General features: G+C 44.6%; 20 protein-coding genes. 12 read left to right on the top strand and 8 right to left on the bottom strand.

What is annotated here, in order from left to right; all coding sequences use genetic code 11:
- Positions 1-619: 619 nt before the first annotated feature.
- Positions 620-1,498 (top strand): hypothetical protein, encoded by an 879-nt coding sequence (locus H6F90_RS04895; protein ID WP_190550741.1) that lies wholly within the window; start codon positions 620-622, stop codon positions 1,496-1,498.
- Positions 1,499-1,629: 131 nt separating this feature from the next.
- Here H6F90_RS04895 and H6F90_RS04890 read toward each other — a convergent pair whose 3' ends face one another.
- The 3 genes from H6F90_RS04890 to H6F90_RS04880 all read right to left on the bottom strand — a co-directional run bounded on the left by H6F90_RS04890 (position 1,630) and on the right by H6F90_RS04880 (position 3,455).
- Positions 1,630-2,682 carry a hypothetical protein gene (locus tag H6F90_RS04890; protein ID WP_190550739.1) on the bottom strand — a complete coding sequence of 351 codons (1,053 nt, stop codon included), beginning with the start codon at positions 2,680-2,682 and terminating at the stop codon, positions 1,630-1,632.
- Positions 2,679-3,122, bottom strand: coding sequence for a hypothetical protein (locus H6F90_RS04885; RefSeq protein ID WP_190550737.1), 444 nt, complete (start codon positions 3,120-3,122; stop codon positions 2,679-2,681). Before H6F90_RS04885 ends, H6F90_RS04890 begins: the two co-directional genes overlap by 4 nt.
- 96 nt (positions 3,123-3,218) lie before the next feature.
- Positions 3,219-3,455 (bottom strand): hypothetical protein, encoded by a 237-nt coding sequence (locus H6F90_RS04880; protein ID WP_190550735.1) that lies wholly within the window; start codon positions 3,453-3,455, stop codon positions 3,219-3,221.
- Between the two features lie 177 nt (positions 3,456-3,632).
- Here H6F90_RS04880 and H6F90_RS04875 point away from each other — a divergent pair, with 177 nt between their 5' ends.
- A complete protein-coding gene (locus tag H6F90_RS04875) occupies positions 3,633-4,007 on the top strand; it encodes a hypothetical protein (protein WP_190550733.1) in 375 nt (124 codons plus the stop codon).
- A gap of 110 nt (positions 4,008-4,117) precedes the next feature.
- Here the strand turns inward: H6F90_RS04875 and H6F90_RS04870 are convergent, their stop codons facing one another.
- The 3 genes from H6F90_RS04870 to H6F90_RS04860 all read right to left on the bottom strand — a co-directional run bounded on the left by H6F90_RS04870 (position 4,118) and on the right by H6F90_RS04860 (position 7,495).
- Complete coding sequence (locus tag H6F90_RS04870; RefSeq protein ID WP_190550732.1) at positions 4,118-5,839, bottom strand: hypothetical protein; 1,722 nt, start codon at positions 5,837-5,839, stop codon at positions 4,118-4,120.
- A gap of 842 nt (positions 5,840-6,681) precedes the next feature.
- Positions 6,682-7,167 (bottom strand): hypothetical protein, encoded by a 486-nt coding sequence (locus tag H6F90_RS04865; RefSeq protein WP_190550730.1) that lies wholly within the window; start codon positions 7,165-7,167, stop codon positions 6,682-6,684.
- Positions 7,157-7,495, bottom strand: a complete 339-nt coding sequence (locus tag H6F90_RS04860; protein WP_242024336.1) for a hypothetical protein — start codon at positions 7,493-7,495, stop codon at positions 7,157-7,159. The genes H6F90_RS04865 and H6F90_RS04860 overlap by 11 nt, the downstream gene beginning before the upstream one ends.
- Positions 7,496-7,915: 420 nt before the next feature.
- Here H6F90_RS04860 and H6F90_RS04855 point away from each other — a divergent pair, with 420 nt between their 5' ends.
- The 7 genes from H6F90_RS04855 to H6F90_RS04825 all read left to right on the top strand — a co-directional run bounded on the left by H6F90_RS04855 (position 7,916) and on the right by H6F90_RS04825 (position 14,745).
- Positions 7,916-8,563 carry an AAA family ATPase gene (locus H6F90_RS04855; RefSeq protein WP_190550728.1) on the top strand — a complete coding sequence of 216 codons (648 nt, stop codon included), beginning with the start codon at positions 7,916-7,918 and terminating at the stop codon, positions 8,561-8,563.
- Complete coding sequence (locus tag H6F90_RS04850) at positions 8,535-9,455, top strand: ParB/RepB/Spo0J family partition protein (protein WP_190550726.1); 921 nt, start codon at positions 8,535-8,537, stop codon at positions 9,453-9,455. Before H6F90_RS04855 ends, H6F90_RS04850 begins: the two co-directional genes overlap by 29 nt.
- A 79-nt stretch (positions 9,456-9,534) precedes the next feature.
- Positions 9,535-9,861 (top strand): nucleoside triphosphate pyrophosphohydrolase, encoded by a 327-nt coding sequence (locus H6F90_RS04845; RefSeq protein ID WP_190550724.1) that lies wholly within the window; start codon positions 9,535-9,537, stop codon positions 9,859-9,861.
- 31 nt (positions 9,862-9,892) lie between these two features.
- Complete coding sequence (locus tag H6F90_RS04840) at positions 9,893-11,998, top strand: DNA phosphorothioation system restriction enzyme (protein WP_190550722.1); 2,106 nt, start codon at positions 9,893-9,895, stop codon at positions 11,996-11,998.
- A 44-nt stretch (positions 11,999-12,042) separates the two neighbouring features.
- Positions 12,043-12,216, top strand: coding sequence for a hypothetical protein (locus tag H6F90_RS04835; RefSeq protein WP_190550720.1), 174 nt, complete (start codon positions 12,043-12,045; stop codon positions 12,214-12,216).
- Positions 12,213-14,282 (top strand): AAA family ATPase, encoded by a 2,070-nt coding sequence (locus tag H6F90_RS04830; protein ID WP_190550718.1) that lies wholly within the window; start codon positions 12,213-12,215, stop codon positions 14,280-14,282. The genes H6F90_RS04835 and H6F90_RS04830 overlap by 4 nt, the downstream gene beginning before the upstream one ends.
- 1 nt (position 14,283) lies before the next feature.
- Positions 14,284-14,745 carry a DNA phosphorothioation-associated protein 4 gene (locus H6F90_RS04825; RefSeq protein ID WP_190550716.1) on the top strand — a complete coding sequence of 154 codons (462 nt, stop codon included), beginning with the start codon at positions 14,284-14,286 and terminating at the stop codon, positions 14,743-14,745.
- 363 nt (positions 14,746-15,108) lie between these two features.
- Here H6F90_RS04825 and H6F90_RS04820 read toward each other — a convergent pair whose 3' ends face one another.
- Together H6F90_RS04820 and H6F90_RS04815 are read right to left on the bottom strand one after the other, a co-directional pair.
- Positions 15,109-15,984, bottom strand: a complete 876-nt coding sequence (locus H6F90_RS04820) for an HNH endonuclease (RefSeq protein WP_190550713.1) — start codon at positions 15,982-15,984, stop codon at positions 15,109-15,111.
- A 14-nt stretch (positions 15,985-15,998) separates the two neighbouring features.
- Positions 15,999-17,783, bottom strand: coding sequence for a hypothetical protein (locus H6F90_RS04815; protein ID WP_190550711.1), 1,785 nt, complete (start codon positions 17,781-17,783; stop codon positions 15,999-16,001).
- Positions 17,784-17,994: 211 nt separating this feature from the next.
- Here H6F90_RS04815 and dndB point away from each other — a divergent pair, with 211 nt between their 5' ends.
- The 3 genes from dndB to dndD are packed head-to-tail and all read left to right on the top strand — an operon-like array spanning position 17,995 to position 22,596.
- Positions 17,995-19,053 carry a DNA sulfur modification protein DndB gene (dndB, locus tag H6F90_RS04810; RefSeq protein ID WP_190550709.1) on the top strand — a complete coding sequence of 353 codons (1,059 nt, stop codon included), beginning with the start codon at positions 17,995-17,997 and terminating at the stop codon, positions 19,051-19,053.
- A gap of 10 nt (positions 19,054-19,063) precedes the next feature.
- Complete coding sequence (gene dndC / locus H6F90_RS04805) at positions 19,064-20,635, top strand: DNA phosphorothioation system sulfurtransferase DndC (RefSeq protein WP_190550708.1); 1,572 nt, start codon at positions 19,064-19,066, stop codon at positions 20,633-20,635.
- Positions 20,632-22,596 (top strand): DNA sulfur modification protein DndD, encoded by a 1,965-nt coding sequence (gene dndD, locus H6F90_RS04800; RefSeq protein WP_190550706.1) that lies wholly within the window; start codon positions 20,632-20,634, stop codon positions 22,594-22,596. The genes dndC and dndD overlap by 4 nt, the downstream gene beginning before the upstream one ends.
- Positions 22,597-22,599: the final 3 nt, after the last annotated feature.

The following is a 22,599-nucleotide window of genomic DNA, read 5'->3' as shown; positions in this document are numbered from 1 at the left end:
GATCTGTAGTTGTCGTCGCGATCCCTGATTGTCGTTGCGATCTGAGGTCTCGATTGACAACACCCACTCACCAAGTCTCTGTCGCGACACGTCTATCCTCTTGACATTTAATAGCTTCGTGTAAAGAGATAGAGCAATTGGATTTAAGCCAGTTTGTAGTAGCTCAATAGACTAACAATTCGTTCACAACTCTGTATCGGAGTTAGAGAGCTTCACTTGGGACAGAGCGATCGCGCTGTAACGCAAGACCTAAGCCAAGTGTTGAGATTTAGAAAATTTCTGATTTTAGGCTGAGGGCTGGGTAAGGTAGGGCGAGCGGGTTTAGTGAGCAGTCGGGGAGGAGCTGGAGGGGCGATCGCTCTACCAAGTATTTGCCCTCTCATTGAGGAATTAGACGGAACTAGTTCGGGCTAATTAATAGTTATGCCGCTTCATTTACGCGTTGGAGCAGCCTTTGCAATTAATCTGTGAGAGTTCAAAGTTAAGAGTTTTGAAAATCATTAAAGGAATGATTGTAATTAAGTTAAGGTAATGCGGCTTTATATCAGAAGCTAGTGTAAATATGATGTTGGTCTTTAAGCCAAATTTCACTGATTCGCGCTTGCCTCCCCCTCATCTTATGCAAGATCTCTATCCTTTCTCTAATGCTCCATATGCTTTCGCATATAAGTATGAGGATAATCATGTTAAGGATTACGTTGCTTTTTCAGCAAATTCCAGTGGAATAGGATTTTCTGAATCTCAAGGCCAAAAAAATTTGGAAGACTGGTTAAGATATAGATTTTTTGCAACTAACATTCGTCCTGCATTGTATGCACCAGGTAGATTTTATAAACGCATGTGGCGACCGCCAGGATATCTTCCGCGTCAGTTATTGGCTCCTGACTTAAAAACTCTGACGCAATCAGCACTTTCAGTAGAACTTTTAATTGATAGGATGCAGGAACTATTCGCAACTGTTGAACCTTCAAGTAGAAACATTGAAGCTTTTGGACATAAAATACGCGAAATCTTGTTACTTGCTTGCATGGAAGTGGAGGCTTCCTGGGTAGGAGTTCTAAAAGAGCATGGATACATTAGAAACCACTACACAACGAAGGATTATGTAAAGCTTATTGTGCCTATGTGTTTGGAGGATTATCAGGTGCAGCTTCGTTGGTATCCCGATTTCCCTTCGTTTAAACCTTTTGAACGTTGGGATTCTAGCAAACCTACACAATCAATTGTATGGTACGACGCCTACAACGCTACAAAGCACAATCGAGAGGCTAATTTACATAAGGCTACTTTGGTAAATGCTATTCATGCAGTCGGAGCATCTGTAGTAATGTTTTGTGCCCAGTTTGGGATGGCTGAAGACGAGCTCTTAACAAAGTCTATCTACTCTATGTTTGACATTAAGCTAGATGATAAATGTCCTGAAAGATCCTATATTCCGTACGGTAGAGCTAGTGGTGTTTTCCCAAGCGACTGGACTCCTATAAAACATAGCTTCTAGATCAAATGCTGTAGCCGTACGATTCCAAGAGCTAGCAGCATAACAAGTCATTGGAGCGGCGGTTAAGCATTTTTTCGTCTGCGTTCCGAGTTGTCTGCCGCCGCTCAATTTGGTCGTTACCCAGCCCACCCTTAAGCCACCATTCGCCTCAATCGCGCTACAGGAAAAGCAGCCGCTAAAAAGTCCCAAGGTTCCCACTCGTCATCGTTGGTCAGGATGTATTGCTCTCCTCCAATCAATTGGCTAGCTGTAACTAGCCTCAGGCGATGAGCTAAGTCAAACCATTCCTTAAAACCTGGTTCTGCGGCTTTGGTTGCTTTCGGATGCTCGCTTCCCGCCAGTTTCCAGCACTGACTGACGGCATCCCTGAGCAAGCCGATCGGATTTCTCACCTCATGCCTATCTCGATACTCGATCGCAGCAGCGAGGGCATCTGCAACCACCTGGGAAGGAGCGGCTAAAACTTCAGCCTTCAGAGGCGAAGTCAGCGGAAATCCCGCTTGTTCAATTTTTTCAAAAATGGCGGTTTGAGCGGCGGCGGAATCAGCGCCCTCTGCAATCTGTTCTATTTCTGACCCAGATGCTTCTAGAACGGGTTGAGACTTAACAGGTAGGGTAGCGCTTACTGGCTTGGAATCTTCCACTCCGTCTCCACCCACAACAACAGGGCGGGCGGGTGGCTCCGTTGTTGTGGTGTTTATTAAGGTGTCTAGAGTGGAATCTATTTCTATATGATCATCACTCGTTTGGGAGATGATGACCTCTGAGCTAGGAGATGAACTCCCAGAATCAAGGTCATCATCTCCTAGATTTGTGAAATGAGACGGAGCAAGGGTTTGGGCCTGATTCTGAGCTAATGCTTGTTCAATGGTCTCTCGATTGAGTTGGTACTGATAGGCGCGATCGTACTTGGCTTTTGGGTTGTTGCGCCGCTTGAGGAGTTGCAGTTTATTGGTCAGCTTGGCCAGTGCTTGGCGGATGGTCTCAACGCTGTACTCCTCAAACAGGTGCTCTCGGATTTGCTCGAGCGTCAGCCTCACCCAGTCGTCAAGCTTGTGCTTGACTTTCCATTGCTGCCAACCTTCAATGATGGCGAGGATTTTAGCCGCGCAGTAGTTGCGCTGGGTGATCTGCACGTACTCCTTGCAGAGCTTCAGATAAGTGAGATTAGGGGAGGTGCTCATCTCGTTTGTACCTTCCGCAGCTCTAGGTCTGTTTCATGCACATCCTGCAAGTCATTCGAGTTCGAGCAGGTGGGTGAGAGGAGGACTAGTGCTGGAGTGGGATCTGCTGGGGCAATCTGATTGGCAAAAGCTGCTTTAGCAGTTCGTTCATACTCTAGAAAGTAGCGACAGATTTCTTTGCGCTTCCCGGTCTCTGCCATCATGCCGGGAGGTTTAAGGCAGTCGATTGTCAAAGCAATCAGTTTGCTAGAACGCCCGCAAGTGGAGCTTTTCAATCCTTCGATTAAAAAGTCTATCCCTTCATCAAAGTTCTTGATGGGCTTCTTGTGGGCCACTTGGTTGGACGAATAACTCAGCCATTGCGAAGCTTCATCAAAATCAACTAGAAACGAATCAGCAGACTGAACTAGAGCTAATGCTAGCTCGTGAGAGAATTCCATAGGGCTTCACCTGGTGGTTAACAGCTAGAGGTGGAGTACAGGGGCGATCGCAAGGCGTGCAAACTGAGCGATCGCTTCAACTACTAACTGAGAGAACTAGACAGATTCATCTCGACATTGACCTGCTCCAGAATCGTATTTTTTAGCAGCAGCTAATCCACCGCAGCGGATGAGCCGTTCCAAAACTTCTGAACGAGTAATACCGAGTTCATCAGCAACCTTGTCCATTTCATCGGAAGCCCAATCAGTAATCATGAACTGCTTGGGTCGTTTCCGTTCTCCGTATGCTCCGGGTTCAGCTCTTTCGGGTCTCGGCACTGTTGATATCGTCATCTCATTACCTCAATAGATTATCAACCCGGTTAATAGACATCAGATTAACATGAACTGTGGAGCTGTATATATATACATATCATGATATCATTATAGACATAAAGAGAGGGCAATCGCCCAAGTCGCCAAACCGAACGATGCCCTCTCTTTGAGAAACCCTATTAAGGATTTGAATCAATGTTACTTCAAACTATTGCACCCGCTCAAACCGAAGAAGAGCAGGGTTTTGGCCACATCCATGCCACGGCTCAACTAGAACTCGAAACCTATCTAGAAGAGCAAGTCCGTTCCATTGCTCCAGCTAAGATTGACAGCCTCTCCCTAGGTGATGGCTACACCTACCTCTCAGTGATGGACGAAGATCGCCCCATTACTAAACATCCCATCCGCCTCATCATCCAGCTTGAAGATTGCCAAGGTAATGAACGGCTCGTGGACTTAGTGACCAATAATGACCGCTTCGCCTTCATCACTCGCATCATCCGCAATCACTTCGATGGTTGCTGGAAGATTAACGAGACTTGGACGCCTGAGGATGGTTGCCCCTTCTAGATAAACAAACGATCGCTCCTCTCTTGGTAGGGGCAATCGTTTTCTAATGGAACTCCCCTTATTGGCTCTAGGGCAGCAATACCCTGGAGCCTAATCGTTTAGCGATCGCCTCAAGGTGTTGCCTCGCTACAGGTGTGCGTTCTTAGTCGATAGAGCAAACACAGTAGCTCATCATCCGTAAGCTGGCTCCTACGCTTACTGTGGAAGTTATCCGCAATAAATTGATGGACTTGCTCAACACTCCACCCCAATTGCCTAACTTCGATTTGAATCCCCACAATCACGTCGCTTAAATCGTCGCAGGCGATCGCTGGAGGTGAAGTCGAAGGCTCTGGCGGTAGGATCAAAGGTTGTGGAAAACTCGTTTCCCCCCTCCCTGGACCCTCCCCACAAGAGTTTATTTGTTTTTCCAAGACAGCATCATGCCCCCCACCCTTCATATAGGTAAAGGTGTGTAATTCCTCTCTAGGAGCCTCTTCTAGCGCTTTGGTTGGTTCTACCGCTGGAGGCTGTGATGCGGCTGCAACTGTCTCCTGTGGCTCCATTACACACCTTTCGGGGTGCCACAGTTCTTTGTACTTCTGCAAAGTGGTATGACTGCACTGAGCTAAGGAGGCGATCGCTTCGGCTCGTGCAGTGGGGCGATCGGGTAGCTGGCCTTGTTGAGTCAATTCAAGGACTGCTTGTTTGATCCGCGCCTGGGCGTCTTCGGCTCGCTTCTGGTTGAAGTTGACGATGTTGTTGGCAGCAGTGCCTAAAGTGAGGCTGCGATCGCGTTTAGGAGAGGTGCCGAGAGGCCAGTAATAGTTCTCGACGGCTATTGCCCATTCTTGAGCTCGACGGCTGATTTCGTGCTGGTGTTGGCACCACTCTCGGTAGCCAAGGCTGTGGATGGCAGTGTGTTCAATGTAATGGGCTAGAGCTGCGCCGGATAGGTATTGGAAGACGACGCCGTAGCAGCCGATGGTTTTGAGCAGGTGGTTGGTTTGTCCGGGTCCGGTCCATCCTTGCTCCATTTCAATTTCCAGTTCTTGCTGCCAAAGGGCGGTGTTGCTGCGACGGTTGTAGGAGCGGTACTGATGCTGCTTCTTTGCCTGGGCGATCACCTGGTGAAGTTGTTCTAGATCCTGGGCTGCTGCCGCTTGATCCCACTGCTGGAAGAAGGAGGGCAGATCGCTGGGTAGAGGTTGCAGGGTGTTGCTGAGGAGGACGGAACCGCTGCTGGATTGCAGGGGCAAGCGATGGGCGTTGTACTCGCTGTATTCTCCGGCTTTGCTGTAGCGCTTGACGTTGGGAAAGACTTCCAGTTGGCCTGCTTGCAGGGGCAGGTGGTGAGCTTCTAGGCAGTGTTTGAGAGCGACGGCGAGGCCGAAGGTGGGGACTGCTTCAGGCAGAGGAATGTAGAGATGGAGGCCACCGTTCCAGCTGGAGCGTAGCAGCAGGGTTTGATGAATGCCGATGCTAGCGAGGGCAGCTCGAATGGTGGCAAGGGCTTGGCGATCGCGGGTGGGGTGGTGCAGGCTGAGGGCGTCGAGGTCGATGAGGCCGTGGTAGGTGGTGGGGCCAAAGCGAACACCGACGAGTTGAGCGGCATCTTGCCAGTAGGTCCAGAGACTACGGGGCTTGAGGGGGTACTGCGTAAGGGTCTGCCAAGCAGGTTTTTGGCCAGCGTCGGTAGGGGTAGGAGCGACGATCGCTTGCCAGGGGTAGGGGAAGAGCTGGCACAATCGCTGGCCTAAAGGTTCGCGGGGCAGGGGTTCTGATAAACGCTGACGAGCCCGCTTTGGGGCGATCGCCTGACTTTCACGAGTAGGTGTTTGTCTATGTGGCATGATGCAACTCTCTAGTCCCGTGGAGGTAAGGGGACAGAGGGTGCAAAGTAGATTGATACAGCTGATCACTCTGCTGATGCAGGGGATCGTCACAATAGCTATGCATGGTCTCTCTGTCCCGAAATAACGGCTAGACAGGGAGAGCGATCGCGCTGAGTAAGAACAGCTAAGTTTTCTTTAAAACTCTTTCGAAGAACGAGAAAATTTTTCAGTTTGCTTCGATGCGCTCCATCCCTGGTTTAGAGAGGAATAGAGAGCCATTGGTCTTTTTAGAAATGGTGCAAAAGGCCTTGTCACTTTTTGCCAAATGACCGTAATATAGACGCATGGCGATGTGGGTGACTTAACTGCGGGCCGTCCAAGCACACAAGTAAGAGTCCCCTCTATTCCAAACTAATAATAAAAAACCTTCGAACCCCCTCTGTTAGCGCAGTTGGGGTTTTTGGTTTTTAGTAGTCATGAAACATCTTTACCTCCTGGAGTAGCGGCCCGTTTCGTATCTCTACAATCACTAATTCTCTCCGTTTTTACGCAACTTGAAGAGTAGTTTACCTGATCCATCCAGCGATCGCTGCTATTTTCAATGCAATGAAAAATTAACGACTTGCAACTGGGAAGTCTGACTTCACTCAGTCGAGCAGTTAACCACTCCGCCGCATTTGACCGACCCTCGAATGTATTAGGGACAGCCAACGCCAAAAAACCTGATTCTGCGTTGACTCAGCTTGTTTACTGTAGCTATCCCCATCCTGTAAAACGACTAATTATCCTTAGCAACCATTTTTCACTACTGCTAACAAAGACATATTAGTATTTAGCTATAAAGCGATTAAGAGTTTAACTTAAGCACTTTGTCGCACAATAACCTGCTCTAGTAGACGAGTTTGGATTGAATTCATAGCTGCTTGAGCAATTTCTTGCCAATCTGACTCGGTAAGCAAAGAGCACAGCATTGGGTTAAGTTGCAATCGTAGCGGCTTTTCGGCAGGGTTCGATTCCTCTTCGGCAAGAAGCGCTTCAAGGTATTTCTGTTGTTCTGAGCTAAGTTGAGCTACGCGGGCTTGAATTGATTGCCGCCCCTGAGCCAAAGCAGCTTCTGTGCCAGCTCCTAAATTTGCGCGCTCCAAGAGATGACGCAGTTCACCAAAGAGAATTGATAAGAGCTTTACCCGCTTGAGCTGGTCTTGAAGTTGAGTCGGATTAATGGAAAGAGGCCGAGAAGTGCGAACTCCGCCGATCTGCACATCCTGCTCAGATGCTGCTTCCAGTTGAATGGCTTCTTGGAGCCAGTTCTGATCATAATTAAAAGTTTCCCAGTCAAATGGCATTGTCGTTTTCCTCTGACTGACGTGGGTTCAGGACACCGTACTCAAAGTAGACCATTTCTCGGTCAGCATCATACCCAAGATTCAACATGTTCCGCGACTCATAAAATGCCTCTGAGCCTTGTAAGGCATGTAGCCCCAGTCTACCTTGATAGCCTAAATCTAGACTCCGCTTGCGGGAAAATTGTAGCAGGACAGAGCCTACGCCTCTTAACCAAGGGTCAGGGTTAATCAGTCGGCGATTCCAAGGGGCTGAAGCCAGGGCTTCAATGTACACTAGGCGTTGGCCGACGGCCCATTGAGAGCGATGATGTTGAATCTCAAGCCACAAAAGTCCTTGTGTTAGCTCGTTTTGCTCAATTGCGTAAGCCTCCTAGCGATCGTTTGAGAGGGACAGGCGCTTTTTTCTGGCCCAATCCCAGAAAGTATCCTCAGCCCCCAAGGCTTCGAGCATAGCTTTTCAAATATTGTTGAAGTCACCCAAGTGGCGAGGAGGCATATCGCATAAGCGTGCCTCCACCCATTGACCATTCCCCTGTAATAATTGGATTTTCTGCTCCATTGATTCCAATTTTTACCTAGATGCTTTGGTTGGCTATCAGCGATCGCTTCAGGGAAGAAAGTTCAGAACGGGCGCTTCAGGGTTTTATGGTGGATAACTTTGAGTCTATGACTCAAAATTGATAACTTTATGGGCGTAACATGTGATTCTAGTAGTAGCACGGTGAGCTAGGAAGTACTCAATAAAGCAATGCTGATTGGAGTTCTCAATCGAAAAGGTGGATGTGGCAAATCAACGACAGCAGTTCACCTAGCCTACTGGTTGTCTCAGCAAGAGCGTGTGATTCTGATTGATGCTGATGGACAAGCAAGCTCTAGTCAGTGGCTACAAAAGCTTGATATGCCCTCTGTTGTGATCAATGATCCTGATGATCTCTTTGACCAAATTGGTAAGCTTGCCGAAGAGTATGACTCTGTAATTGTGGATTCGCCTTCAGTATTAGGGGAACCAGCTAAGTCAGTATTGCTGAGCGTTGATTTAGCCCTAGTCCCAGTGCAACCTTCTAATTTAGATTTACTTTCAGCCAAAGATATTGTTCGTTTAGTCAATCAAGCGCAAAAAATTCGTAAAGAGATACCTAAAGCAGCAATATTTTTGAGCCGAGCGGCCCGAGGCACTGTTCTACTTAGAGAAGCACAAGAAGCTTTGAGAAAAACTCAAGGATTTAGGCTGTTGGATTCGGTAATTTATCAACGTCAAGTGATTGCTGATGCACCAGGGCAATCTGCCACTGTATTTAGTATGACTGGTGAAGCTGCCACTTTAGCAGCTAAAGACTACAACAAGCTTTTTGAGGAGGCTATAGATTATGGCAAGACGGAAGAGCCTAAAAGATGAATGGGCTTTTGAGGCCGATTTAGGATCTAGAGATCACAGCATTTCTGTTGACTTAATTGTGTTGCCTGCTAGCCAACCTCGTCGATATTTTGACGCTGAAAGGCTACAGCAACTTGCAGATTCCATTCGTCAGTATGGAATCTTAGAGCCACTTATAGTTCGTCCTTCTAGCCAGTCAGGAGTTTACGAACTAATCGCTGGAGAACGAAGACTAAGAGCGGCAAAACAAGCTGATTTATCTTCAGTTCCTGTTGTAGTTCGTGAACTCAATGATGAAGAAGCTCTGCAAATTGCACTGGTAGAAAACTTACAACGTGAAGATTTAAACCCTATAGAGGAAGCAGAAGGCATCTTGCAACTCCTGGGACTAAGACTAAATATGAGTCCTATAGATATTCCAGCTTTGCTTTACCGAATGCGAAATGAGGCGAGCGGTAATACTAGGCAAAACGTTTTGCTTAACTCGGAGGCAAAAACCGTCCAGGCCGTTTTTGCTGAGCTTGGAACCATCGCCTGGGAGTCTTTCGCGACTACACGGCTGCCACTGTTAAATCTGCCAGTAGAAGTCTTAGAGGCACTGCGAAATGGGCAGATTGCTTATACCAAGGCTCAAGCGATTGCTCGCGTTAAAGATGATGAGCAGCGCTGTAAGATTCTGGAGGAAGCGATTGCAAACGACCTTTCTCTGTCTGACATTAAAGAGCGAATTGCCAACTTTAAGGTCAATCAAGTGAGAGCGAATAATTCTTCCCCTTCTTTAAAGGATCAGTTTAATGATGTCTTACGCTTAGCAAGACAATCAAAGGTTTGGAACGATCCTAAGAAGCAAAAGAAGTTGGAAAGGTTATTGACAGATTTCCGAGCACTGGTTTCGGATGCTGGACAGCTCTAGCCTGGACTCCAGATTAAAGACTGAGCACTAGTGAATTGAAAAGTTCCTAGCATATGCAAACGAAACTACTTGGAAAGCAATGCATAAAGTACACAACAAGCTAGTTCGCGATCGCATTCCTGAAATTATTCAGGCAGCAGGGCAAGAATTCAAAGTGACAACGTTATCCGAAGCTGAGTATGAACAGGCTCTGCGGCGGAAGCTCCTTGAGGAGGCTCAGGAAACTGTAGAGGCTGGCAATCAGGAATTGATTAAGGAGTTAGCTGATTTGCTGGAAGTTATAGATACGTTGATGGCATTACACCAAATCAACCTTACAACCGTTCGAGAAGAGCAAGAGCGCCGACGAGCAGAGCGAGGTGGATTTGAGCAACGGCTCTTTTTGCTCTGGAGCCACACAGGCTAGACTGAGACAAATATATTGAAGGTTACTGGCATTGAGTCTGAGCGATCTAGAGCTTCAGGATGAATATCGGAGTGATAAGCGTGATCTGATTCAGGATTTTTATATTCCCTGCCTCGAGAAGTCCGTTATTTATAACCGAGCAGTTGGCTATTTCTCTAGTTCCTCAATGGCAGCGGCAGCGAGAGGCTTGACTGCTTTGATCCGCTCTGGAGGAAAAATGCAACTTATCGCGTCTCCACAACTATCACCCGAAGATGCAAAAGCGATCGAGCAAGGACTCAAGCAACGAGAAGAGGTAATTGATGATACCCTCTTACAGGAATTGGAAACTGAGTTTGACCAGATAGTGCATGACCGCTTAGCTTGTCTGGCTTGGCTACTTGCTAGGGGATTACTAGAAATTAGGCTTGCCATCCCTAAAAAGGTACGCAATCGGGGGATTTATCACGAGAAGGTAGGGATTTTTGCTGACAGCGAGGGTAACTTTGTTACTTTTATGGGGTCAGCTAATGAGAGCTATAGTGCCTTAATCGAAAACTTTGAGTGCATTGATGTTTATTGGTCATGGGATGCAGCCCTCCAGACGAGAGCATTACGGAAGGTTGAGAATTTTCAGCGCCTTTGGAATAACCGAACTGAAAACCTGGATGTGCTGGAATTTCCAGAGGCAGCAAAACGATCACTGCTAAAGCTGTGTCCTCAAGATTCGCCGTCAATGGAGCCAAGGGTATTGGAGCCGAGCGGTCGCTATTCCATTTCACACTCGTTTCCAGATGGGGTGCCAACACTCCCCTCCGGGCTGGAGCTACGCCCTTACCAGCAACAAGCAGTCGCTAACTGGTTCGCCAATAAAGGGCGGGGAACGCTGAAGATGGCAACAGGAAGCGGCAAAACGATTACAGCTCTGGCGATCACCGCTATGCTCTATGAAAAGATTGAACTTCAAGCTTTGATTGTGGTGTGCCCATACCGCCATCTGGTGAAGCAATGGGCACGGGAATGCCAAAAGTTTGGTTTGGAGCCAGTATTAGCTTATGAGAGTGCAAAGCTCTGGGATGGTGAGCTGTCCAATCAACTCATTAATCTTAAATCCGGGTTGCAAGCATTTGTAGCTGTTGTTACTACCAATGCCACATTAATAACTAATAGCTTTCAGGCAAAACTGAGCTATTTCCCTCCGAAGACTCTAATTATTGGTGATGAAGTTCATAATCTTGGAGCTAGAAAGCTGGAAGCAAGTTTGCCTCGAAAAACTGTTGGTTTGCGACTAGCACTATCAGCAACTCCAGAACGCTATTTCGATGATCGGGGAACTCAAGCAGTATTTAAGTATTTCGGTCCTGTCTTACAGCCGGAATTCACTTTAAGAGACGCGATCGAGCAAGGAGCATTAGTTCATTACCTATATTTCCCGATTCTCGTAAAGTTGACTGAGAATGAGATAGCGCGGTATGTAGACCTATCCTCCCAGATCGGGCGGGCGATCGTAGTAGGTGGAGAAGGCGAGGATAATGAAGCACTGACGGCTTTGTTAGCTAAGCGTGCTCGATTGGTAGGAGCAGCGGAAAACAAGCTGGAAGCATTGAGAACCCTGATGGCTCAACGTTTAAACACAGACCATACTCTCTTTTACTGTGGAGATGGTTCTGTTGAGGACGAGATCACTCAAGAAAGCATGCGGCAGTTGGAGTTGGTTGCCAGATTGCTGGGAGTTGACCTGAAGTATCGAGTGAATACTTACACAGCAGAAACCCCATTGGATGAGCGAGAGGATCTACGGAAGCAGTTTGAGAATGGGGAACTTCAGGGGTTGGTAGCTATCCGCTGTTTGGATGAGGGAGTTGATATTCCAGCGATTCAAACGGCAGTAATTCTTGCTAGTAGTAGTAATCCTCGCCAGTTCGTGCAGCGGCGAGGAAGGATTTTACGTCGGCATCCTGATAAACAAAGGGCAACTTTATTCGACATGATTGTGGTGCCTCCCGACTTAGGACGGGAATACTTAGAAACGGAACGAAATCTGCTGCGTAAAGAACTACAAAGGTTTGCCGAGTTTGCGGACTTAGCAGATAACTCAGCGGAAGCACGAATTAAGCTGTTGCCACTACAGGAACGCTTTGGCTTGATGGATATTTGACCGATTTAAGTTCCAAATCGAATTGTAGTTGGAGGCGTGAGCACGTGGATACGGAAACGGGTATGGAAGAAGTTTACGAACCATTTAGGAATGCTTCTCCTGAAGTGCAGCAAATTATTAAACGGGTTAGGGAAGCGGAAAAAGCCAAGATCGATACGACAAAACCTCGATACATCATCGACGAGCTTCAAAAAATTATTGAGGAAGAGATTCGATGAAATTGACCTCATTACGGATGTACAACTTTCGCCAGTTCTATGGAGAGACACCTGAAATTGATCTTGCAGGCAGCGGGCAGAGGAGGATTACAGTCATTCATGGCAATAATGGTTCTGGCAAAACAACTCTGCTCAATGCTTTCACCTGGATTCTATTCGGTAAGTTTACAGCGGCATTTCAAATAGAAGACGAACTGGTCAATAAGCGGGCGTTAGCTGAAGTGTCTATAGGCCAACCTGTAGAGTGTTGGGCTGAATTGATGTTTGAGCATGGTGGCAAACAATATCGAGTTCGCCGCACTCGTCAAGCAAAACAGGAGAGCGATCGCATTAGAGAAACTGCGGATGAGGTGGTTCTGTGGTTTGCCGAAGAAGACGGTCGTTGGAAGAAACTTTCCGCAGATGAAGATCCTCAACAGGTAATCAATCGAGTTCTGCCTGAAAGCTTACACCAATACTTCTTCTTTGATGGCGAGCGAATTGAAAAAATCGTTCAATCCAACAAGAGATCAGAAATTGCCGAGGCCACAAAGACTCTGCTTGGACTGGCAGTTCTGGATCGATCCGTTGATCACTTAAAGAAAGTTAAAAAAATATTTCAAGACAAACTCAAATTTGTTGGAAATGCTGAGGTTCAGCAATTTTCAGAACAGAGAGAGAAATTGGAACAGGACGTTGAAACGGTTGAAAAACGGCAGGCTGAAATTGAGCAGGAGCTAATTTATCAAGAGAAACTCAAAGATGAGGTCAGTCAGCGCTTGCGTGAGTTAGGGGAAGTACGCCAACTTCAACTGCGGCGGGATGAGCTGGAGCAGCAAGAAAAGCTAGAACAGGAAAAGCTTAGACAGTCTAAAGCTAACTTAAAACTGGCAATTTCAACCCGTGGATATACAGTACTACTAAAGGATGCGACTGCTAAGTTTAAGCAGTTAGTAGATGGATTGCGAGAGCGGGGAGAGCTACCTGCTGATGTCAAGCAGCAATTTATCAGAGATTTGCTGGCAAGGAAACATTGTATTTGTGGCTCGGAGTTGTGTGAAGGAACTGATACCTATAAACAAGTAGAGGCTTACCTATCCAAAGCAGGTTTAGCTGATGTAGAAGAAACTGTTATCCGGATGGGGGCAAAGATTGAAGGGATTGAGAACCAGGTGCCAAAGTTTTGGGAAGAGGTTGAGCTGGAGCAGCGCAATATTAACCAATTGCTTACATCCCTCATCCGGATTAGAGAAGCTCTGGACGAGATTCGAGAACGACTTCGCAATAGTCCCAGCGAGGATATTCAGAAATTGCAGGAACGCTTGGATGATGCAAAACAGCGAATTCGTCGGTTAACGCTAGAACAAGGGGAAAAGAATCAGCAATTAAAGGACTATGAAGTTGCTATTGAACAACTGGAGCGTCAGATTGAAAAGTATCAAATGGTAGAGGAGAGGCAGATCCTAGCCCAACGGCGCATTAAGGCAACGGATGAAGCAATTACCTGCCTGCAAGCCGTTCGAGCGAATTACGACCTACTGTTTCGATCACAACTTGAAACACGCATTCAAGAGGTTTTTAGCAAAATTTCGATTACGCCCTATTTACCACGCTTGAATGAAAAGTATGAGTTGACACTAGAGGATAGTACAACTGGACGAGCAACTCCAGTCGCAGCGTCTCAAGGAGAAAGTCAAATCCTTAGCCTCTCGTTTATTGGAGCGATCGTAGATCGGGTGCGGGAGTGGAGCAAGAAACAAACAGGGATGTTTATGGGGCCTGATAGTGATACGTTCCCTCTAGTAATGGATTCACCGTTCGGGGCCTTGGACGCGATTCACCGACGACAGGTCACGAGAACCATCCCAATCTTGGCCAACCAATTAGTAGTTTTAGTTTCAAAGACCCAGTGGCGCGATGAAGTTGAAAAGGAGATGGATGAATCGATTGGTAAGATGTACGTGTTGTCCTACCACTCACCAAAACAGGATTATGAAATAGACAGCATCAAGTTGAGAGGCGAGATATATTCTCTTGTACAGCAGAGCGATCACTTTGAGTGGACAGAAGTGGTAGAGGTAAGTTGAGATGGCAGATATTCGTATTAAGGTTGCAAAGGATAAAGCACAATTTATCAAGGCTCTGAGAGCGACAGATGAAACTTCTACCCCATTTCAAAGTTATGCAGATGCTCTAGTATTTGCCGCAGCTCTAGGAATAAAACAGGGGAGACGAGAACCAATCAAAGAATATTCCAAGGAAATTGACCCGATTCGTCAAGATATCTTTTCTAGTAAAGACTACGACCAGGTAATCAATCTCCTAGCAATTGCAGATACTAATGATCCTAATAGTCTTGCATCTAATGTAATAGCGGAAGAAGAACGTATCAAGATTTTTGAAGAATATGCAAACGCAGGACTTGAAATTTTAGAAGAGATTTTCAAAGGATCAGTTAACTATTCAGAGCAACTTCTTTTGTTCCTCAGCTCTGAAAGGAACAGTCTTACTATCGAAGATAATGAGTTCGACTTAAGCAGCTTTTTGTAAGCTATTTCTCTTCTCTATTAGCTGACCCCATGCTACGTGATTGCTGAATATCCAAGTAGCAAAGCATTCAACAAAAAAATTCCAAAAAATGAAAGTTACCTGTAAATGACGGGGAGGTTGTTTCCAAAACTTACGGCAGAATCAGCATTTAAAGTCATTTTTGGGATATTTTCAGCTAAAAACGAAAACTCTTTAGAGACCTAACGGAGCAAAGTTTTTGTAAGTTGCGTAGCACTTAGTTGAAGCTATACTGCCTTTCAGGCTAGTCACAATATCCAACAAAGGATAAACTCGAACACCCTTTAGCCTTTCAAAATTTCTTTCTTCAAAGCTTTTTCAAGCCTTACCAATAGCTCTGAGGAATTATACTGTCTGAGAAAATCTATCTCTACTTTGGGGATCATGTTTGTAGCACGTAACGAAAAAATTTTGAATAGTAGGCAAAGCTTTCTCACTATGACATGCTACTGTTAGCTCTGATTTTTTTACGCTATCTCCACATTCGTAGCATTGACAATTGGATATTAGCCTTAGTGAATGAAACTTCCATTTGCTTGGTTTGTTGTCCGATAAAGTAGTTAAACCTATGTCAAATATAGAAACCCAGTCTCTTTTTACATTATTACAATAATGGCAAGCCAAGTTGTAATTCTCTACATCGTCGGAGCCAGCACCAGAAATAGGTAAACAGTGATCGATATCTATACACCAACCCTTTTCCATCTGGTAGATAGGCTTCCATTTATCTATAAAATCTCTGTCAGATTCAGCCTTATAAGGTTGCCTATCTAAAAATTTCAGTACCTGATCATTTGAAAAGGCTCTTCCGCAGAGATAGCATCTGTGATTTGCTTTGTCGAGCAAACCTGATAATTCAGATTGGTCAAGACGCTTTCTACTACGAGATTCTTGATAATTAGATAAAATCTTATTAAGCGTGTGAGCAATTTCAACAGCTTTTGAGCGCTCCAAGTTAGTAGTAGAACAAATTATTTGAAGAATTTCATCAATTCTTTGTGCCCCGCTTAGAGTTTCCCAGCTATTAGGAGTGAATGCTAGCCAAGTTAGACGTGAAGTGACTGCAAGTACTTCTGAAATCAATAAGTCTTTATGGCTAAGTAGTAAATTTGTAGGATTTAGTGCGCCAGCAGTACTAGCATCTATCCCCCAATTATCCACACCAATGGCTGTTTGTAAACTTTTACAGAATGAACCTTCTAAAAAACGTTTAGAATACATAGTCTAGGTAAATATTAATTAGAACTACTAAAGATTATCCACTTGCCATCGATCTTGCCCGTTCGTCTATGATTCCGGAGGTAAGTAGCAACAGTCATCAAATTCTTCCTATCAATTCTTTTACCTGTTAACTTCCATTCTCTTCCAAAAAATTCAGGTTTCATCTTTTTCATATATTCATCAACAATTTCCTCAAATTCATTGATAGATTCAGGTGAAAACTCCTTTTCATACAAAAAGTCACCAAAGTCTGATAGTAAAGCTCTTAAAGTTGCCCCGTTAAATAGATTAGATGAATTTGGATCTTTCCATGCGGCAAGATCATTATTGTCATCACTTAACTTATTCCTAGCAACCTTCCAAAACAGTAGAAATACGTCAATCCACAGCCCTTCAGCAGCATCTGCCCAAGCATTAAAGCCTACTAATCCTTTTAGTTCCTGATACTCTACAATCAGCAAACTATTCAGCAGATACTCTCTCTTCCACTCAGAGTAAGATACTACTTCTCCTACTTTTTCTCGCTTGTCAAATGGCTGTAAACCTTTCAGTTCTCTAAAATCTCTTGCCAAACTATTAAGAACTGACCAGTCTAGTTTTATTTTCTCTGTCTTCTTTTCAGCATAATATCCTTTTTTAACTAAATTCTTGAAAGGACTGCTTGAATCCTCTATCAAACGTGCCATAACTCTATAGTCATCAATTTCAATCCCTGCTTTTTCAAGACGAGATTGAATACCATCTATTTCATCTGAGCTTAATGATGTTCCAATAATTGAGCTTAACAACGATTTTGAAATAGGCTTTGCTTTCTGATTAACTACAACAAACTGAAAGACATGCTCAGACCAACTACTATCGGTCAAAAGAGTTGCACTAAAAACACGCCTGTTTCTTCTCTTGAACTCTTCGGTAATTTGTGAGGCAGTTTTACCATCCTGTAATTCTTTTTTGACTTCATTACTTGCTAAATACTGTTCAGCCTCATGGTCCAAAGATTCAGAAGCTCCTAATAATCGATGTTGTCCATCAACAACTGTAACAGGAGCTAAATAATCTAGAACCATCTGTCTATTAAAGCCTAAGACTTCATCGCCATTATTTAGGGCTTCTATCTCATTACAAAGCCTTTCACGCAATCTAATTTCCTTATAGAAATCCATGATATGACTGTCGGGATTATAAGGATTAATAGCTTCACTATCAGAATCATCAGATTCCTCTATATCTACCATTCCTACATCTGAAGCCATTTCTAGTTCATTTATATTGTCTCCTCCATCTTTATTTTCATTTGACTCAGTGACAATTCTTTCCTTGAAGCCAGCAACGATCTCCTCAGAAATATCCTCCTCAGACAAATTACTATGTCTAGCTACTAATAAATCAGCTAACTGCTTATATAAACTGCCTAAGGGTTCTTTTCCTAATATGGTTTTATTAACTTTCAACATGCCATATTGAACTTTTACTCCACCGAAATCTGCAACCTCTCCAGAAGATTCAAACAGTACTTGTTCTGAAAATCTTGCAGCTAGGAGAACTGAAGTAGGTATCACGTTTTCAGGAGATTGATAAAAATCAACTAATTTATCAATCCTTTTGTCGTCTTTCTCTCGTTGATAGCCATGTAGTTCAAGTATTTTTTCAGAACTTACATCTTCAACAATAGCTTCTGACTTGCGTGGTATACCAGCCCAATTGAGTATTTCATCACAAGGAGCTGCAAAACAAATAATCGATTTATGTTCGGCACCGGGCAATTGCCAATACCTAATGGCGGGATACTCGTAGCTCATGCCTCGTCCTTAACAAATGTGTCAATGCACTTATTCCTTAGCCATTATATTCACCAATCACGTAGATGGCTGTAGAGTTAACACTTTCATGTTCTTAACAAGCCTGAACTTAGTGCTAAGAATTATTGCATGTTATTGATCGCTTAAATCAACATACAAGTTTGTCACTAAAATGCAGTTAAACCATCTAAGCAGAAAACCACTTAATTGAATGGCTCTACCGTTTGAGTATGTCTTCCCAGCTATTAGAGGGGTTCAAGCAGGACGCGAATACTACGTTTCAATGTGTCCTGTACGCCTGATCCCAAAACTATTTTCCTTTAATGATGAGGAGATTCCAGCCGAACTACGGGCACAGCGAACGCTCAACAAGGTACGGGTACCTGATATCGCTCAATACATCTTAGACAACTCAACTAGCTATGTCTTCTCAGCTATTACTGTTTCTGTCAATGCAAGCATAAGCTTTGAGAGAGCTGGTTCAGAGGATATTGGATTGTTGAAAGTACCGATGGATGGCCGGTTCATTATTAATGATGGGCAACACCGTCGCGCTGCCTTCGAGATGGCATTGAAGGAGAATCCTGACATTGGTGATGAAACAATCGCGGTTGTCTTCTTTTTGGATATTGGCTTGAAGCGAAGCCAACAGATGTTTACCGACCTCAACCGCTATGCGGCGCGTCCCGATCCATCTCTGAACATTCTTTATGATCATCGGGATCGTAAAGCTGTTCTCTCTAAGGCTGTGATAAAAGGCGTGAAAGTTTTTGATAAGTTGACTGACTCTGAGCGTAGTAGCCTACCCCCTCGATCTAGTAAGTTGTTCACACTAAGTGGAATTTACACAGCAACCAATATGTTGCTCTCTAACCACAAAGATGTCGATTTAGACAAACAAACCAGTATTGCAGCACAATATTGGAATGCAGTGAGTGCCCAAATGACTGATTGGCAAAACGTATTACAGAAAAAAGTGGCTGCTGGAGAATTACGACGAGACTACGTTCACAGCCATGCAGTCTCATTAGTTGGGTTAGGTGGAGCTGGAGCTGCTCTGATTGCCCTTTATCCTGATGATTGGGCAGATCGTCTTAAGCCATTAAGGGAAATCAATTGGGAGCGTGCAAATCCAGCTTGGCAAAACTCAGTTATTTCAGGGGGTAGTGTTCATAACAATCGAACTTCCAGAGGTTTTATGATTGCTTATCTTAAAAAGGCTTTAGGGCTACCTCTAGCATCTGAAGAAGACAAATTGATCGTGAGCTAAGTCTAAAATTATGGTTGTGGGCAAAAAGGGTGACAGGAAAAATCGGGGTAATACAGTTCTAGTAGAACAGGTTCGCCAAAGTGTTGGGTATCTGACGGATGAAATTCAAGCCCTGTATACTTCTGACAATATACCTTGGATCGTAGGCTATTCGGGCGGAAAAGACAGTAGTGCTGTTCTCCAACTAGTATGGAGTGCAATCGCGGCATTACCAGAGAGTGATCGCACCAAACCCGTTCATGTTATCTCCACTGATACCTTGGTCGAAAACCCAGTGATCTCGGCTTGGGTACGTCAATCCTTGAACCGTATAGAAAAGGCTGCAACAGCTCAGGGACTACCTTTCCAACCACATCAGCTTAATCCGGAACTGGAAAATACTTTTTGGGTTAATTTGATTGGCAAAGGCTATCCCGCTCCGCGACAAAAATTCCGTTGGTGCACGGAACGGATGAAGATCCATCCTGCCAATCAGTTCATTCGTAATATCGTCCATGAAAATGGTGAGACGATCTTGGTCCTGGGAACTCGCAAAGCTGAAAGCCAAAAACGGGCAGCAACAATGGCAAAACACGCTGAAGGAAGGGTGCGGGAGCGCCTTAGCCCTAATGCCAGTCTGCAAAATTCATTAATTTACAGTCCAATTGAAGAGTGGGATAACGATTGGGTTTGGCTTTATCTGATGCAATGGCAAAATCCTTGGGGGCATAGTAACAAAGAACTGTTCCAGATTTACCGAGGAGCAACAACAGACAATGAATGCCCTATGGTTGTAGACACTTCTACTCCTAGTTGTGGCAGTTCTCGCTTCGGTTGCTGGGTTTGTACCTTGGTTGATCGAGATAAATCAATGGAAGCCATGATCCTCAATGATGAATCAAAGGATTGGATGCAGGCACTACTTGATTTCCGCGATGAACTAGATTTTCGATCAGATGAAAAGCGAGAACAGGAGCGAGAAAATCGAGACTTTCGTCGAATCACAGGTAATGTTCAACTATTTGAGCGAAAGATTGACGGTTCCAAAGAAAAAGAAGTCACGAATATTCCAGGCCCCTATTTGAAGCACTGGCGGGAACATTTACTTCGTCATTTGCTAGAAGCTCAAACGACAGTTCAAGAAAAAGCGCCCCAAGAAATGAAAAACATTGAACTCATTTCTATAAGTGAGTTAAGTGAAATTAGGCGCATTTGGGTAGAAGAAAAACATGAATTTGATGATGCTTTACCATCTATTTACAAAAAAGTAACTGGCAAGGAGTTCTTAGATCCCAATATTCAAATCAAGACGAACCAGCTAGGAAAAGAAGAGTGGGACATTTTGCAAGAGCTTTGCGATGACCCATTGCACTTGGAACTCATGGCGAAGTTGCTAAGTACTGAGCGTAACTTTCAATCTATGTCCCGCCGAGCCGGATTATATGAGGCGTTGGAAGACTGTTTAGAAAGCTGTTGCAGTTTAATTGATAATCCAATTGCAGAAGCAATTGAGGATCGAAATATTAAGAAATCTGCTGAATCAGGCGACGTAAAAACAGTTAAAACTTGGGCAGAGACGAAGTTTGGATCACGGCCGACATGATTTTCCAGCAACTTATCCTGCACAACTTTGGACTCTATGGTGGACAACACGTCATTGACCTTGCCACCACAAACACAAAAAAAAACATTGTGCTAGTTGGTGGACTCAATGGTCGTGGGAAAACTACTTTACTTGATGCTATTCGGCTCGCGCTCTATGGGCATCGTGCCCCCTGCTCTAATCGTGGCACCCTCTCTTATCCAGATTTCCTGAACCAGTGCATTCATCGTCACACATCAAAGCAAGAAACAGCTATCCATTTGATTTTTCACCATACGCTTAACCGTTCTCTGACTGAATTTCGAATTTGTCGCAGTTGGACAGGTCCAGTCAAAAATAGTAGAGACACTCTCACTATTTATGTTGATGGTAAGTCCAGCTCTGATTGGAGCAACAATTGGGACGATCGCATCGAAGCTATATTTCCTTTAGGCATTTCTAACTTATTCCTTTTTGATGGGGAGCAAGTTAAAGAATTAGCTGAGCATGACAACTTACCTCCTGCTGTGATTCAGGCAATGCAATCGCTTCTAGGTTTAGAACTCCCCGATCGTCTTTCTACAGATTTGGAAGTCTTACAACGTCGCAAGCAGAAGCAAATTTCTGGGAAGCAACAGCTACAAAAGTTGGAAGAACTTGAACAACGGTTACAAGAGTTAAAGCAGCTGAAAAAGGCTGCTTTTGATGAACAAGCAAGTTTGAAAAACCGTTTAGATTGGGCTGAAAAGCAGTTACGACTTGCAGAAGAAAAATTCTTAACGGAGGGGGGCAAAATTGCTGCCGAAGAACAGAGCCTTCAAGTAAAACTCGATTACCTGCGTCAGCAAGCTGAAGGTCATCGGCAAACCTTACGGAAACTTGCGGCAGGTAGCTTGCCACTTGCTTTGATCAAACCCTTACTTCAACAAGCCAAAGATCAGAGCCAGCAGGAACTTGACCAGCAACAGCAAGTAATTGCTCACGATTTGCTAACTAATCACAATCGATGCCTGCTGGAATATCTGCATGACCTTAATCTTCCTCAGAAATACCTAAGTCCTATCCAGGCTTTCCTTTCCCACTCATCTACCCATCTATCGACCCACTCATTTATCTCCTACCTTGCCCCCACATCTGACCTGCCTCTCTCCCTTGGCCACCTACTTACCCACCTACTTCCTACGCAACAACAGCAGGCTCAAGCAGAAATTCAGAAGATTCATGATATTCAAAGTGAGATTGACTCAACTGAACGTTACGTTGCCAGTGCCGCGTCTCCAGAAGCATACGGAAAACTACAAAAAGCTGTACGTCAAGCCCAAACTGAGTTAGGTCGGCTGAGAGCTAACTATGAACAAGCTCATCGCCAACATGAACAGGTAAAACAAGTCATCGCGCAGACACACAACGAACTTCTGTCATACAGCCAACTTGCGATTGAGTTCAAAAATACAAATCATGTAATAGAGGCGATCGCTAAAGCTCAAACTACTCTGGTTGAGTTTAAGCAGCGGCTTAAGGAACGTAAACTCAGCCACCTCGGAAATTTTGCAACTGAATGTTTACATGAACTACTCAGCAAAAAAGATTTGGTTGAGCAAATTCAAATTAATCCCCAAACCTTTGCCATTCAACTGTTTGACAAAAACTATCAACCACTTCAAAAACATCGTCTTTCCGCTGGTGAAAAGCAACTGCTTGCTATTGCTCTTCTATGGGGGCTTGCCCGTGCCTCTGGTCGGCAATTACCCGTAGCAATAGATACTCCACTCGGACGCCTTGATTCTCAACACCGCAAGAAACTAGTTGATCATTATTTTCCTAAAGCCAGTCATCAAGTTATTCTGCTTTCCACGGATACGGAGATTCGTTTCGAGGAAGTTGAGCGGTTAAGAGCGCAAGGAGCGATTGCTAGTGAATATTTATTAAAGTATGACGATACACAACAATGTACCCAGATTAATTCAGGCTACTTCTGGTAAAGG

Source organism: Trichocoleus sp. FACHB-591 (assembly GCF_014695845.1).
In the GTDB taxonomy this organism is placed as follows: domain Bacteria; phylum Cyanobacteriota; class Cyanobacteriia; order FACHB-46; family FACHB-46; genus Trichocoleus.
Note: the sequence above shows the minus strand (reverse complement) of the source record. Positions and strands in the feature narration are given on the sequence as shown.